Source organism: Agreia sp. Leaf283 (assembly GCF_001422485.1).
Taxonomy (GTDB): domain Bacteria; phylum Actinomycetota; class Actinomycetes; order Actinomycetales; family Microbacteriaceae; genus Agreia.
Window position 1 is genome coordinate 706,345 of the sequence record NZ_LMNF01000002.1, and the last position, 15,194, is coordinate 721,538.

Consider the following 15,194-nt stretch of genomic DNA (forward strand, 5'->3'; position numbering starts at 1 on the left):
CGAGCCGACGCGATCCGCATCATCAGGACCGAACAGGCTCACGTGTCTCCTAGGGGCAGAAAAAGATGGGGGCGGATGCGGGTGGGCACTGTTCGCCACGGGCGCACGGCCGAAGCGCCCAGCCTATGGGAAATCCCAGCCAGGCCGATCGGCCACGGGCTAGCGTAGAGATCAATTCTGACAGCGGGCATGGAGCACACCGGATCCTCGCCGACTGCCGGGCGAAAGAGGTTTCCCGAAATGAGCGACGACACATCCAAGGAGCCGGAGGACGACTTCCGCGACATGCTGCGGAGCTTCCTCGAGGGCAATTCCGAGATGGATCCGGCCAAGCTTGCCTCGGCGGCGGGGCTCCCGTCTGACCCGGCCGCGGTGCAGCAGCTCATGCAGCAGCTGCAGAACGCGATGAGCACGTCGGGCGACGGCATCGACTGGAAGGTCGCCACGAAGCAGGCGAACGAATTCGCCGGGCAGTCGTCGTTGAGCGTCACAGACGCGCAACGCACAGAACTCGACGGGGCCCTGCGCATCGCCGCGCTCTGGCTCGACGAGGTCACGAGTGTCACCGAGCTGGCCTCGACCCCCGCCTACCTCACCCGCCAGCAGTGGACGACGGCCACGATGCCCGTGTGGAGCCAGCTGGCCGAACCCGTCGCCCTGAGCATCGCGGATGCCCTCACGGCGGTTCTCAAAGACCAGGCGCCAGAGGAGATGGCCGGCATGCTGGCCGGCGCATCCAAACTCATGCGCAATCTGGGCGGAGCCCTCTTCGCCGTGCAGCTCGGCCAGGTGGTGGGCCAGCTCTCGACCGAGGTCGTCTCGGGCGGCGATGTCGGCATCCCGCTCTTCGAAGACCAGACGGCGGCACTGCTCCCCCAGAACATCGCGTCGTTCAGCGAGGGTCTCGACATCCCCCTCGACCAGGTGCAGCTCTACCTGGCCGTGCGCGAACTCGCGCACGCCCGGCTGTTCCGCCACGCGAAGTGGCTGCGACTGCATCTCATCACGTCGATCACCGAGTTCGCGCGCGGCATCCGTATCGACACCGAGCGTCTCGAGGAGTTGGCAGAGGGATTCGATCCGTCGAACCCGGAGGAGCTCCGCCAGGCGGTCGTGTCGGGGGCCCTGATCCCGCCGAAGACCGAGATACAGCAGCATGCCCTGACCCGGCTCGAGACGATGCTCGCCCTGATCGAGGGCTGGGTCGACGTCGTCACCGCCCAGGCGACGACGCGGCTGCCGTCGCGAGACGCCGTCGCCGAGACGGTGCGCCGTCGACGGGCCACCGGAGGCCCCGCCGAGAGCGCGTTCTCCACCCTCATCGGGCTCGAACTGCGTCCTCGCCGTCTGCGTGAAGCCGCGGCCATGTGGCAGGCCGTCACCGACGCCGTCGGATCCGATGTGCGCGATGAGCTCTGGTCTCACCCCGACCTCGTGCCGACCCCGGAGGACATCGACGACCCCGCGGCTCTGGTCGCTCGGCTTCAGGCCGGTGCGCCCGCGCCCGACGAGATGGACCAGGCTCTCGAAGACCTGCTCCGGGGCGAAGGCGAGTAGCCAGACGCGCCCTGTGCATAACTGAGACGGCGCGGGCGGGCGATCCGGCATCATCTCTGCATGGCACTGCAGATCGACCCCCGCTACCCCGTTCTCTGGCGCACGCCGACCAGCATGCAGATCGGTGCGGATCGCCCGATCGTCACCCTGTTCGACGTGACGCTGGCCGAGGAACACCTCATCGCCGTGCTGCGCAAGGGAATCAGCAAGACGGGGCTCGACATGGTCGGCGAGACAGTGGGAGCGACGCCCGATGCCGTCGCCGACCTGCTGGCGCGGGTCGCTCCGGCGCTCAAACGCAGCCACGCGCCGGGGCGACGGCTCGAGAACCTCGGTGTGGTCGTCACGGGCTCCGTGGTCGCATCGAGCGCCATCCGCACGGTCCTGGCGGGCCTCGGCGCCCGACTGGTCGACGAGGCCGAGCCGGCCGAGCTGGCGATCATCGTGTCGACGTTCAGCACCGATCCCCGGGCATCCGGCACCTGGCTACGACGAGACATCCCGCACCTGGCGGTGGTCTTCGGCGACTCCGAGGTGAGGGTGGGCCCGCTCGTCGAGCCTGGAAACGGCCCGTGCCTGCACTGCCTCGACCGCGCACGCATCGATGCCGAGCCGCATTGGCCGGCCCTGCTCGGTCAGCTGCTCGCCCGGGGAGCCCACACGGAGGACCCCCTCACCGTGTCGACGGTCACACCCCTCGTGGCTCGGGCCGTGCTCGACCGGTTCGCGGTCGATGCTCCACGGTCTCGTCGGCACAGGCTGAGGGCCCGTGCCCGCATCGTCGACGGCGCCACGGGCGAGGTCTCCGAGAGAACCTTCAGCCCGCATCCCGACTGCGCGTGCCGGGGAGTGCCTCCTGCAGAAAACGAGACGGCATCCGCTGCTGCGACCGACCCATTCCCGATTCCGAGTACGACAGGTGCAGCAGGCGGCGCGCCCGAGTGATTCCGACGTAGAGAAGGCGTCTCTCCTCGTCGATCTGATCGAACGTGGACGCGTAGCTGATGGGCACGAGGCCCTCCGACAGGCCGGCGAGGAAGACGACCGGCCACTCTAGCCCTTTGGCGGAGTGCAGAGTCGCCAGGGTGACCGCCTGGATGGTGGGCTCGTGACCCGATCCCTGTCGCTCCATGAGCTCGTCGGTGAACTGGCGGAAGGTCGTCGACGCCGGCTGGCTCTCGGCGAGCGCCATCAGGGCGTTGAGGGCCTCCCACTTGTCACGCACGGCGCCTCTCGCCTCCGGCGCGTCCTGACTCCAGCCGAGTGATCGCAGAACGTCGCTCACCGACTTGAACAGGGGCTCCCCCGTGATCGACACCGAGGCCGCGCGGAGCGACATGACGGCCTGTTTGATCTCGGGAAGATCGAAGAACCTCTTCGATCCGCGGATCTGATAGCTGACACCCGCGTCGGCCAGCGCCGTCTCGAGCGCGGCGGCCTGCACGTTCACCCTGTAGAGCACGGCGATGTCCTCGGCCCTGGTGCCCTCGTCGATGAGTCGGGAGATGCGCGCGGCTATTCCCCTGGCCTCGGCCACGTCTGATGGGTACGCGGTGATCTCGGGGGTGACGCCCACATCTCCAAGGGCGTGCAGTGACAGGGCGCCGGCGCGGCCCTTCATCAGGCGGTTGGCGACATCGACGATCGCCGGCGTGCTGCGATAGTTCTGCTCCAGCCGCACGGTCGTGGCGTTGTCGTACTCGCCGGCGAACGAGAGCAGGTAGTCGGATCGGGCGCCGGCGAAGGAGTAGATGGTCTGGCTGGCATCGCCGACCACGCAGAGATCGCTGCGCCCGCCGACCCAGAGCGACAGCAGATGATGCTGCAGCGGCGAGACGTCCTGGTACTCGTCGACGACGAAGAACTTGTACTGCTCGTGCACCTGCATCGCCACGGCGGGTTCCTGCTCGATCATGCCGGCCGTGGCGAGCAGCACGTCCTCGAAGTCGAGCTGGCGTCGCTCGTCCTTGATGTCCTCGTACTTCTGGTGGAGGGAGAGCACCTGGTCGACCGACAGGCTGCCCGGAAGGGAACGCGACGTGCGCAGGGCCAGTTCGTAGGCATCCAGACCCATGCTCGACACCTTGCGCCACTCGATCTCGGCGGCGAGGTCTCGAAGGGTGGCGGTGTCGACCTTGAGACGAAGGGTCTCGGCGGCCTGACCGAGCAGGCGGGCCTTTCCCTCGAGCACGCGCGGCATGTCGCCACCGACGACTGTCGGCCAGAAGTAGTTCAGCTGCGACAGGGCGGCGGCATGGAACGTACGGGCCGATACTCCCCCGGCGCCGAGCGGGCGCAGACGTGTGCGGAGCTCAGCGGCGGATCGGGCGGTGAAGGTGAGCGCCATCACGCGATTGGGCGAATAGACGCCCGTCGCGACACCGTAGGCGATGCGATGGGTGATCGCCCGGGTCTTTCCTGTGCCGGCCCCGGCCAGGATGCAGACCGGACCGATGAGCGCTCTCGCCGCGATCTGCTGATCGTCGTCGAGCGCGGCGAGGATGCTCTCCGACTGCACGCCGTCGGCGACTGAACCGGCGGTCACCAGGCGAGCGCCTCGGCAGGAAGCGGGCCCCCGTACCAGTGCTCGAGGATGGCGTGAGCGATGGATGACGGGCCGGGGAGCGCGATGCCCGTCGCCGGATCAGCGATCTCGGCGCGGGTGAACCAGCGCAGATCGAGGATCTCCTCGCCGTCGGGCCGGAGGGCGTCGTCGGCGAAGGCAGGATCGACGTGCGCGTAGAACCCGACCATCAGCGACGCGGGGAACGGCCACGGCTGCGAGCCGAGATACTCGGGCGTGAGGATGCGCACGCCCGACTCCTCGAAGACCTCGCGTTGGGCGGCCGCCTCGAACGACTCGCCCGGCTCGACGAAGCCGGCGAGCAGCGAGTAGCGGTTCTGCTTCCACATGGCATTCGAGCCGAGGAGGATCCGGTCTTCGGCGTCGACGATGCCGACGATGACCGCGGCGTCCGTTCGCGGAAAGAGTTCGACGCCGAGGTCGGGGTCGCGCCGCACCCAGCCGCCCTTCTCGACGACGGTCTCGGCACCGCTTCGAGGCGAGTGGCTGTGAGACGAATGCCATCCGGCGATGGCCAGCGCCTCGACGAATGCGCCGGCATCGCGGTCGCTCAGAACGGTGGCCACGTCGCGCAGGTTGAGCCAGCGCGCCTCATCGGCCTCCAGCCGCTCGGCCTCGTCGTCGTCGACGACGACCAGCACGATGCGTGTTCCGGCCGGCTCGGGCGATGACGTCGACAGCGAGATGCCGAGATAGACGCGGAGATCGAAGTCCGCCACCTGGTCTGTGGCGAGGAGTGCCAGGCCCGGGCGCGAACTGAAGTCGTGCGAGGCGAGCGCCCTCCCCCTCCACAGGGGAAGCAGACGGGTCGCGGGATCCGCCCACAGCTCATCGAAGAGCTGCGGACGCACTCGCGCCTCGTGGTCGCGGTCGATCTCCTGCCGAGACAGAGGCAGTTGCGAGAGGAAGGTCGAAGACATGTGAACCAATCGTGCGTGGCGAACACCCCGCTAAGAAGACGCCAGCCCTACCCTGTTGGTATGGCCAGATCCCACTTCACTCTAGCCGCGCTCTCGACCGCGGCCGTTCCCGGGGCTGACATCGTGTCGACCAGGCCGATCGGAACAGGAACGGGCGGCCGATACGACTCCGCCGTCGTCACGCTTCGCGACCGCAGCGAGCTCATCGTGCGCGTGCCCACCTCCCAAGACGCCGAGACCGAGCAGTCGCGCGACCTCGTCGCGCTCAACGCCCTCACCGCAGGATTCCGCGGGCGTCTGCCGTTCGCCGTACCCGAGATCGAGGGCCAGACGCCGGTGGCCAACACCCGAGCCATCGTCTACGGCTACATCCCCGGAGACCCCGCCGTACTGGCGGAACTCGACGCCGCCGATCCCGTGGCGGAATCGATCGGCCGCGCCATCGCATCCATTCACTCGCTGCCCACCTCGCTGGTCACCGACTCCGGCCTCACCGTGCAGACCGCTGCCGATGCGGCACGCGTGGCCCGCATCACGAAAGACAGGGCGGCCGCGACGGGCGCCGTCCCCTCCGACCTGCTGGCCCGCTGGTCGACGGCGCTGGAGGACAGCGCGCTCTGGCAGTTCCAGCCCACAGTCGTTCACGGCTCGCTCTCTCCCGAATCGTTCCTCATCGCGGGAGACCGGGTGACGGGTGTTCTGGGCTGGTCCCAGCTGCAGGTCGGCGACCCAGCGGCCGACCTGTTCTGGCTCAGCTCCGCGCCCAGCGAGCAGCTGGCGACCCGAATCTTCGGCTCGTACAACCTCGGCCGCAGCACCCCCGTCGACCGCCAGCTGCGCAAGAGGGCGCGGCTCTACGCCGAGCTCGAGATCGCCAAATGGCTGCTGCATGGCACCGAGAAGCACGACGAGACGATCGTCGCCGACGCCAAGACGATGCTCGCGGGCCTGTCGGTCAGCGTCGAGTCCGACCTGCTCAACCCGCTGTCGACCGACACCGGGCAGATCATGGCCGTCGAGGAGGTCGAGGAGATGCTGCGCCGAACCCCTCGGACCGATTCGTCGTCGTCGCGCGACAGCGCACGGGTGAGCGGTATCTCCGAAGACTAGAACGGCCCCAAGCCGCTAGAACGGCCAGAGTTCGAGCAGCTCCTGCTCGGAGAACAGCCGCTCCGGTGCGATGACCGTATCGTCGGCGACGAAGTAGAAGACGGCGTCGATCAATTTCGGATCGATGCCCTTCCACTGGGCGTAGGCCAGACGGTAGAGCGCCAGCTGCAGCTGCTTGACCTCGAGGTCGTCTGGAGTGGTCGGCGCCTTGCCGGTCTTCCAGTCGACGACCTGGTACCGGTCGCCGTCGGTGAAGATCGCGTCGATCTTGCAGACCACCACCTGCCTGCCGAGAACGAGATGGATCTCGAGTTCGACCTCGAGCGGCCGCTTGTTCGCCCATTCCGACGCCTCGAACGTCGCCTGCAGGGCTTCGAGCTGGGACTGCTCGAGGGGCAGCTCGTCGGTGGCGGAGTCGCTCTCGTCGGTCGTGGCATCGATGAGCTCGGCGCCGCCCGCCATGCCGTAGCGGTGCTCGACCCACGCGTGAAAACGCGTGCCCAGCCTGGTCTGTCGGAACGGCCGTTCCGGCATCGGGCGACGAAGCGCACGGGCGACAGCCTGGGGGTCGGTGACGTAGTCCTTGAATCGGGAGGCCGCGATGCGGTCGGGAACGGGGGCGACGCCGGCCGCCTCGGCCTCGCGATCGCGCTCCGCGAGCAGTAGATCGAGATCGCGCTGCCATCGACCCGCCGAGAGCGGCTGGGGGCTCTGGATGCGCGCGCTCACGAGGTCGGCGGCCTGTTCGACGCGGCCCCGACGCGCACCCAAAGGGTCGAGCGGCCAGCGCTCCGTGACGCCGTCGGTGTCGAGGGGGTTGGTCTCATGAGCCGAGTATTCGGGGAGATCGCCGATCACGTCGGCGCGCGCGAGTTCGGTGAGGAACGTCGAGGCCCGGCGAGGCTTCGACTGGGTCGCCCAGAACGAGCCCGTGAGCAGCAGGGAAGTGCGGGCACGGGTGACGGCCACGTAGATGAGACGACGCTCCTCGGCGAGATGCTTCGCCGCCAGCTCTGCCTGGAACGTCTTGACCGCGCTGTCGAACACCTGCTGCGAGCCGAGACCCCGCCAGTCGAGAACAGGGAGAGACGAGGCGTCGCCTCGGAACTCGTACGGCAGCACTCCGAATCGCAGCCATCCCTTTCCCTCTTTGCTCTGGGCCGGGATCTCGTCGGCGACCAGGCGCGGCACGGCCACCACGTCCCACTCCAGCCCTTTCGAGCCGTGGATCGTCAGCAGCTGTACTGTTCCGGGCTCCGGTTCGTCGGTGCGCGGACTCAGGTCGTCGCGCTTCTCGGCCCGGTCGAGCCAGGCGAGAAAGCTGCCGAGGGTTCCGTCGTCGTCGCCCGCGAGGAACGACGCGATCTCGTCGTGCAGTGCGTCGAGCGCTCCCCGCGAACTGCCACCCCGCGAATTCACCCGCTCGTTGGCGGCGAGTTCGACATCGAGCAGGAGCTGCTGCTCGACGAAACGCACGAAGTCGAGCAGGGGCAGATTTCCGCGTGAACGGAACGTGGCCAGCGTGCTGCCGGCGTGCCTCAGCCGTTCGAGCCCGTTCTCGGAGAAGCGCTCGAGCTGCGGATGCGAGGAAGGATGCTCGGCGACGAAGTCGAGCGCATCGACGATCGACGCGGAGTCATCGGGCGCGACCGACTCGCGCATGCTTCGCGTGACGTCGGGCGACACAGGCCTGGTGAACGAATCTCGCGTCGCCAGCCAGCCGGCGAGCTCGGCGAGCGCCTTGAGGTCGCGCACTCCGATGTTCCAGCGGGCACCCGACAGCAGCCTGATGAGCGCCGATCCGGCCGACGGGTCATGCGTGGCCCTGAGTGCGCTGATGACGTCGACGACCTCGGGGGCGCTCAACAGTCCGCCGACGCCGAGAATATGGAACGGGATGCCCCGTCGATCGAGGGCGGCCGCGAAGAAGTCCATGTGGCTTCGAACGCGGAACAGCATAGCCGCCGACAGGGGTTCGACCGTGCCATCGGGATGGGCTGCAGCATGATCGGCGAACCGTTGCGCCAGCCAGTCGGCCACCGCATCGGCCTCCTCGTCGCGCGTGTCGAGGAACCGGTACTCGACCGAGCCTGCCGGCGCCTGGGGTCTCGGTTCGAGGCGGTGCACGTCGACCGGGGATTCGGCCCGAAGAGGCTCGACGAGTGTGTTGGCCGCGTCGAGCACCGCCCGGGAGTTGCGCCAGCTCGTGGACAACGAATAGGTCGGAACAGTGCCCGAGCCGAAATCCTTGCCGAACCAGCCGAGGTTGCTGGCGCTGGCGCCACGCCACCCGTAGATGGACTGATGGGGATCGCCCACCGCCATGACTCCATGGCCTGCGAACAGGCTGGCGAGCAGTCGCGTCTGCACGACCGACGTGTCTTGATACTCGTCGAGCAGCACCACCGCGAACCGGGAGCGGTACTGCTCGATCACCTGCGGATGGCGCATGCAGATCTCGAGGGCGAGGGCGACCTGATCAGAGAACTCGACGAGCCCCTTGGCCTGCTTCTGACGGGCGTAGGCGCCCGCGAGATCGATCAGAAGGGGAAGCGCGCTGATGGGCTCGACGGCGGAGGCCACCGACGCGTAGGGCGACGACTTCGCCTTGCCCTCTGTGTAGGGCAGATCGACGAGGTAGCCGAACTGTTCGGCCAGCCCGGCCACACCGGCGGAATCGACCACGTTCTCACTGAGTTCCGAACTGAGACTCAGCACGGCGTCGACCAGCTGATCGAGGCCCTTCGCGAGCGGCACCAGCCTGTCGTCGCCCTCGGCCAGCAGCACACGGCGGGCGAGGCCCCAGGCCGCGTTCTCGCCGAGCAGCACGGATTCGGGCTCCCTTCCCACGAGGAGGGCGTTGTCGCGAAAGATCGAATTGCCGAACGAGTTGTAGGTGGAGACGGTCGGTCGGTCGAACAGGTCGCGCGAGTCGGCGGCACCGTCGAGCCCTGTCTCGCGCGCGGTCGAGGCCGGAAGAAGCCCGGCGCGCCGAAGAGCATCGATGTGGCCGGAGATGCGCGCATCCAGCTCACCGGCCGCCTTGCGCGTGAAGGTGAGGCCGAGAACCTCGTTGACCTGCACGAGTCCGTTCGCAAGAAGCCAGACCACCCTGTTCGCCATCGTGGCCGTCTTGCCGCTGCCGGCCCCTGCGATGACGAGCGACGGAACGAGCGGGGCCTCGATGACGGCGCGCTGCTCGTCTGTCGGGCGCGGCATGCCGAGTGCATCGGCGAGTTCGAAGGCGCCGATCATGCGCTCACCGCCCGGATCACGTGGATGCGGCACGCGCCGTGGGACCACGGGTCGAGGCAGTGCGAACCGATCTTCGCATCGACGTGGGCACCGGCCATGCCCGCAGCGTCGGCGATGACGCGCTGCCTGAACGCCTCGAGCTCCGACTCGGAGCGCGGAGCCTGAGTGTGATCGACGTAGTTCTTGCCCCTGCTCGTCTTGGAGACGATCAGCAGACGGGCACCCCCGGGAGTCGAATCGTCGGGAACGCCTGCGATCAGCCCCGCATCGAAGGCGAGCTGATAGGCCCCCAACTGCGCGTTCTCACCGATCTCGCCGGCCGTGTACGCCCGTTTGCCCGTCTTCAGATCGACGATGACGACCGAGCCGTCGGGATAGAGCTCGACCCGGTCGATCGTTCCCCGCAGAAGCGCACGGTCGACCTCGAGCTCGAAGCCCGACTCGGCGCCGAGGAGGGCGCCCTTGCTGCGGTCGAAGTCGGAGAGGTAACTCGAGAGTCGGGCGACGAGCTGTCTCGCCTCCCTGCGTTTGATCTCGCTGAGCCAGGATGATTCGAAGTACAGCTCGCTCCAGCGCGACTCGACCAGCTCGATCAGCGATTCTTCGCTGCTGTCGAGGTCGGGCGAGGTCGTCGTGGTCTCCATGGCCTCGTGGATCAGAGTGCCGACCTGGGAGGACGTGTTCGACGATCCGCCCCCGAGGTGATCTATGAGCCAGTTCAACGGGCAGGTCTCGAACGACTCCATGCGCGACGGAGAAACCGTTACTCGAGCGAGTTCATCGGTGAGATCGACGAGGGGCTGCGACGAACTGGCTCCGGCCAGGCCGTACCACTCGGCCGGGTGCGCACCGGGAACACCCTCGCGTGCGAGCGACGCGAGGGCGGACGCGGCCTGGGAATCGCCGCGTGCGGACACCGTTCTTCTGAGCACGCCGACGAGTCCGCGCAACGACAGCGGGGTTCGCGACACTGCTCCCGGAACGGGCTCGGGCAGCAGCCGGAACAGGGGCGACGGGGTCAGGTCGTCGTCGTCGACCGCGGTGACGAGAAGCTCGGTCGATGCCCGGGAGACCGCCTGCGCGAACATGCGCAACTCGTCGTGGAGGACAGCCGTGCGCGGATCGGACACGGGAGAGGACTCGCCGCGACGGGCTCCCTCGAGGGCATCCGCACCCAGCAGGGTTCCTCGAATACGCAGGTTGGGCCACACGTTCTCCTGCACACCGGCGACGACGACGAGCACGAACTGCGTGCCGATCGCACCGGCCGGAGAGGTCACGGTGACGGCACGGCCCGTCGCTCCCCTGGCCAGCGTGTCTTCGGGAACATCGACATCGAGAAGCTGTTCGAGGAAGACGGTGGCGGGCGCCTCGGGCGAGCGCTCGACGAATCTCTTCGCCGAGGAGAACAGCGAGACCACGGCGTCGAGGTCGTGTCCGACCTCGTCGGCCACGAGCCCCGTGCCGAGCGACTGTGCACGCCAGGGCTCGGCCAGACCGCTTGTCTGCCAGATCTGCCACAGCAGCTCTTCGACGCTTGCCTCTGTCGCCACCGCCTCGCGCGTCTCTGCGAGCATCGTCGCGAGCATGCGTGCCTTGCGCGCGACCCTCGGCTCGATGCGCGCGAGCACAAGGGGCATCTGCAGGGCGTCGACGAGGAGCTCGGAGCCCGTACGCTGCCCGCCGGAGGAGAACTCGAGCTGCCGCAGCGCCCGCTTGAGCCGGCGGAGCAGCACGGCGTCGGCCCCGGCGAGGGGACTGAGCAGCAGCGTCTCCGCAAGGTCGCCGGTGAGCTCACGACGACCGAGGGCGACCTCGAGGATGGAGGTGAAGGCCCGAACGACGGGTTCGTCGCGAAGCGCGACCCGCGCACGCGAGACCCGGGTCGGCACGTCGAAGGAGGCGAGGCCGCGTTCGAGCGGCGCTATCTGCGCCCCGCTGCGAACGATGACGGCCATGTCGTCCCACGCGATGTTCTCGAACACGTGCGCCTCACGGAGCCTGCGCGCGATGACTCCGATCTCGTCTGAGGGGCTCGTGGCGAGCACGGTGGACACGCCCGGCCGTGCTCGTGAGTGGGCCGGAGTGCCGGCGGCCAGGGCCCGTCGCTGGCTGCCCGCCCGTGCCGTGCCGATTCTCGCCGTGACGTCGGCGACCAGCGAACGAAGGGCAGGGCCATGACGATGCACGACATCGAGCACGATGGGCGGCTGCGTGGGAACCCGGAGGTAGTCGTCGAGTCGGCCGAGAGTGTCGGGATGGGCACCACGGAACGTGCCGGTGCTGATGTCGGGATCGCCGAAGGCGATCACCGAGACACCGCGCCGCGCGAACTCCCGGACGAGGGTGAGCGTGGCCAGCGTCGACTCCTGCGCATCGTCGAGCACGAGGAGCCTGAGCCTGGCGAGCGAACCGACCGCGGCCTCGAGCTCGTCGGGCGCCGACTCGCCCTCTCGAAGAAGCACGGCGGCCTCGCGGGCAAGTTCGGCCGAGTCGAAGTTGCGGTCGCGATAGCTGCCCTTGACGCGGTCGTAGCCCTCGATGAATCGAGCCGCCGCCGCCCACTCCGGACGACCTGCCGCGACAGCGAGCTCGGCCAGCCGCTCGGGCGCCGTGCCCGTCTCGACCGCGCGCATCATGAGGTCGCGCAACTCGGTGCGGAAACCTCGGAGGCGCCGCACCTCTTCTGAGAGGTGGTCGGGCCACGCGGGGCCCGTCGCGTCGGCGATGTCTCCTGCGAGCAGCTCGGAGATGATCTGGTCTTGTTCGGCGCCGGTGAGCAGAACGGGCGGCTCCTGGCCGCGGACGGCGGCCACGCCTCGAACGATCTGGAACGCGATCGAGTTCGCCGTGCGGGCGAGTGGCCCGTTCGACGGAACGCCCATGCGCAACGCCAAGCGGTCGCGAAGGGCGGTCGCCGACGCGCGCGTCGGTGTGATCACCAAGACCTCGTCGGGCGAGAACCCGCGGTTGTGCACGCGATCGCACAGCAGCTCGACCAGGGCGGTGGTCTTGCCCGTGCCCGGCGCGCCGATGACCGCGCAGCTGACCGAATCGCCGAGAGCCAGCACGCTCGACTGGCCGGGGTCGAGGCTCTCGGGCCGATCAATTTCCACGACAGCAAAGCTAACGTGTGCCGCCGACACCCGCGTGCATCCCTCGTGCGCGCTGTTCGCTCTCGGCGAGTGGCCGGCCGGGCCGAACGGCAAGCCCGCCCGGGATTCTGTCCTAATCTGGACGCATGGCCCCAGAGCGGGCCGCAGCATTTGTGAAAGGTAGTCCTGGTGGATATTCGAATCGGCATTGCACACTCCCCCCGCGAAATCAGCTTCGAGTCGAGCCAGTCGCCGGCCGACATCGAGAAGGCCGTCGCCGACGTCCTCTCCGGAGCATCGGGGCACCTGTCGCTCACCGACAGCAAGGGAACCGTGTACCTCGTTCCGGCCGCGACGCTGAGCTACGTCGAGATCGGCGCCGAAGAGGCACGTCGCGTCGGCTTCGTTCTCTAGCCCATGGAACTGCTCTTCATCACGCTGGGCGGCGCGATCCTCGGCCTCATCGCCAGGTACAGCCTCGCTCACCGTGAGAACCACGGGGTCGCCCTCGTGCCCGCCATCGGAGCCGCGGTCGCCGCCGTCGTCTGGGTGGGTCTCACCTGGGCCGGCCTTCCGTGGGACGGCGGCTGGATCTGGGTGATCAGCCTTGTCGTGACCGCCGCAGTGGTCGGCATCGCCGATCCGATGATCGGCATCTACCGCGAACGCGCCGACATCGCGCGTTTCGTCGCTCTCCGCTCGTCGACCGCCGCGAACTAGCTTTCGATGACATCGCTCGCCCGAGCCGAGGAGCTCGATGCGCACGACCCCCTGAGGTCGAGGCGCGATCTGTTCGTCGGTTCGGACGACCCCGGCATCGTCGCCTATCTCGACGGCAACTCACTGGGGCGCCCGCTCCGGGCCAGCGCGACGCGACTCGCAGAGTTCGTGCCCGAGGCCTGGGGCGCCCGCCTCATCAGGGGCTGGGACGAGGAGTGGTTCGACCTGCCGCTCACGCTCGGCGATCGCATCGGAGCCGTCACCCTCGGGGCGGCGCCCGGCCAGGTGGTTGTCGGCGACTCGACGACCGTGCTTCTCTACAAGCTCATCCGCGCAGCCGTCGATGCCCGGCCCGGTCGTCGCGAGATCGTCGTCGACACCGACAACTTTCCGACGGACCGCTACCTCGTCGAGGCGATCGCGGCCGAACGCGACCTCGTCGTGCGCTGGATCGAGTCAGACACCCGCGGCGGTGTCACGGCGCCCGAGCTCGAGGCCGTTCTCAGCGACGACACCGCTCTCGTTCTGCTCTCGCACGTCGCCTATCGTTCGGGCTTCCTCGCCGATGTTCCGGCGCTCACGCGCCTCGCGCACGCGGCGGGTGCACTCGTGCTGTGGGATGTCTGTCACTCGGTCGCCAGCGTGCCGACCGACCTCGACGGCTGGGGTGTCGACATCGCGGTGGGGTGTACGTACAAGTACCTCAACGGCGGCCCGGGATCTCCCGCCTTCGTCTACGTGAGACGCGAGCTGCAGGAGAGCCTCGAGCAACCGATCCAGGGATGGATGGGCCACGCCGCACCCTTCGACATGGGTCCCGGCTATTCCCCCGCGCCCGGCATGCGGAGGTTCCTGAGCGGAACGCCCTCGATCGTCGGCATGCAGGCCCTCCGCGACATGGTCGACCTCATCGACCAGGTGGGCATGCCCGCCATCCGTCGCAAATCCGAGACGCTCACCGGGTTCGCCATCGAGGTCGTCGACGACTGGCCCGCTTCCTGGGGTGTCGAGGTCGCGACCCCGCGCCTTGCGGGCAGCCGCGGCAGTCACGTGACCATCGAGCATCCGGCGTTCAGAGAGATGACCGCCGAGCTGTGGAGTCGCGGCGTCATCCCCGACTTCCGCGCGCCGCAGGGCATGCGGCTGGGCCTGTCGCCGCTGTCGACGAGTCACGTCGAGCTGTGGAACGGCCTCGAGGCCGTGCGCGAACTGCTCGTCAGGCGGTGAGCCCGAGCCCGTCCATGCGGCGGGTGTGCGATGCGATGACCTCGGTGAAGACCGGTTCGATGCGCTGCTCGTCGGAGTTGCGGTTGTCGGTGTGGTGGATCGCGGACCGCGCGACGAGGAGGGTGTCTCCGACGACGCGGCGGCCCCACATGGCCAACTGCGAGGCGAGCTTCGGGTCTGCGGCGATGTTGTCGGCCAGGATGGTGGCGATGGCCTGGCGACCGCTCTCGGCATCGAGAATCTGCACCATGCGAGGACCGGACCCGTTCTCGAGGCCCGCGGCCAGGTGGATGAAGAAGTCGTCGAGGATGCCCGCGCTCACGTAGAGACTCGTCAGCGCCTCCGACCAGGTGCCGCCGGCCACGACCTCGCGATAGGCGTCGATGGCCGCGGCGAACGGCTGCATGATCACGGCCGGGTCGTCGACGTGCCGTCGGATCTCCGCGACGAGCCGCTCATGCTTGTCGAGGGCCTGCCCTGCCGCCGGGCCGAGCGATTCCTTGTGCGCCACGGTGGGCGCCTGCGTCACGATTCGCGACAGGGACTCGAAGAGCGAGAGCTGGATGTACGCCGCCTGGCCCAGGTAGGGAAGGAGGGCCGGGGTGAGCTCGGCGAGGTTCACGCGCGGCAGTTGAACCGCCTCACCGCGAGGCTTCAGGCGGGGCACCTCGAGGCGCACCTTGGGCCGGCGAAACGTGAACACCCTCGTAAGCCTAGCGGCGCGCC

10 protein-coding genes and 1 pseudogene are annotated in these 15,194 nt (G+C 68.5%); 6 read left to right on the forward strand and 5 right to left on the reverse strand.

Annotation, left to right across the window (positions count from 1 at the left end; genetic code table 11):
* The first annotated feature begins 240 nt into the window (after positions 1-240).
* Both ASF51_RS12165 and ASF51_RS19595 read left to right on the forward strand, forming a co-directional pair.
* Entirely contained in the window at positions 241-1,557 is a 1,317-nt protein-coding gene (locus tag ASF51_RS12165) for a zinc-dependent metalloprotease (protein WP_055929834.1), read from the forward strand.
* A 222-nt stretch (positions 1,558-1,779) separates the two neighbouring features.
* Positions 1,780-2,388: pseudogene (locus tag ASF51_RS19595) on the forward strand (TOMM precursor leader peptide-binding protein); the annotation flags it as partial.
* On the opposite strand, the gene ASF51_RS12170 reads toward ASF51_RS19595, so the two are convergent.
* The gene (locus ASF51_RS12170) at positions 2,375-4,102 is read right to left on the reverse strand and encodes an ATP-dependent helicase (protein ID WP_235497227.1); all 1,728 of its coding nucleotides are present in this window, start codon (positions 4,100-4,102) and stop codon (positions 2,375-2,377) included. The pseudogene ASF51_RS19595 and the gene ASF51_RS12170 sit on opposite strands and share 14 nt — an antisense overlap.
* Positions 4,099-5,061, reverse strand: coding sequence for an NAD(+) diphosphatase (nudC, locus tag ASF51_RS12175; RefSeq protein ID WP_055929837.1), 963 nt, complete (start codon positions 5,059-5,061; stop codon positions 4,099-4,101). The genes ASF51_RS12170 and nudC overlap by 4 nt, the downstream gene beginning before the upstream one ends.
* Before the next feature lie 60 nt (positions 5,062-5,121).
* Here nudC and ASF51_RS12180 point away from each other — a divergent pair, with 60 nt between their 5' ends.
* On the forward strand, positions 5,122-6,171 hold the full coding sequence (locus ASF51_RS12180; RefSeq protein WP_055929841.1) for a phosphotransferase: 1,050 nt from the start codon (positions 5,122-5,124) through the stop codon (positions 6,169-6,171).
* A 15-nt stretch (positions 6,172-6,186) separates the two neighbouring features.
* Here the strand turns inward: ASF51_RS12180 and ASF51_RS12185 are convergent, their stop codons facing one another.
* Positions 6,187-9,426: an ATP-dependent DNA helicase gene (locus tag ASF51_RS12185; RefSeq protein WP_055929843.1), complete on the reverse strand. Its 3,240-nt coding sequence runs from the start codon at positions 9,424-9,426 to the stop codon at positions 6,187-6,189.
* Positions 9,423-12,542 carry an ATP-dependent DNA helicase gene (locus ASF51_RS12190; protein ID WP_235497228.1) on the reverse strand — a complete coding sequence of 1,040 codons (3,120 nt, stop codon included), beginning with the start codon at positions 12,540-12,542 and terminating at the stop codon, positions 9,423-9,425. The genes ASF51_RS12185 and ASF51_RS12190 overlap by 4 nt, the downstream gene beginning before the upstream one ends.
* 168 nt (positions 12,543-12,710) lie before the next feature.
* Here ASF51_RS12190 and ASF51_RS12195 point away from each other — a divergent pair, with 168 nt between their 5' ends.
* The 3 genes from ASF51_RS12195 to kynU are packed head-to-tail and all read left to right on the forward strand — an operon-like array spanning position 12,711 to position 14,468.
* Entirely contained in the window at positions 12,711-12,935 is a 225-nt protein-coding gene (locus ASF51_RS12195) for a DUF3107 domain-containing protein (RefSeq protein ID WP_055929849.1), read from the forward strand.
* 3 nt (positions 12,936-12,938) lie between these two features.
* Entirely contained in the window at positions 12,939-13,241 is a 303-nt protein-coding gene (locus ASF51_RS12200) for a hypothetical protein (RefSeq protein WP_055929852.1), read from the forward strand.
* A 6-nt stretch (positions 13,242-13,247) separates the two neighbouring features.
* Positions 13,248-14,468, forward strand: coding sequence for a kynureninase (gene kynU, locus ASF51_RS12205; protein WP_055929857.1), 1,221 nt, complete (start codon positions 13,248-13,250; stop codon positions 14,466-14,468).
* Here kynU and ASF51_RS12210 read toward each other — a convergent pair.
* Positions 14,458-15,171, reverse strand: a complete 714-nt coding sequence (locus ASF51_RS12210; protein ID WP_055929860.1) for a ferritin-like fold-containing protein — start codon at positions 15,169-15,171, stop codon at positions 14,458-14,460. The two genes, kynU and ASF51_RS12210, sit on opposite strands and share 11 nt — an antisense overlap.
* Positions 15,172-15,194 lie beyond the last annotated feature (23 nt).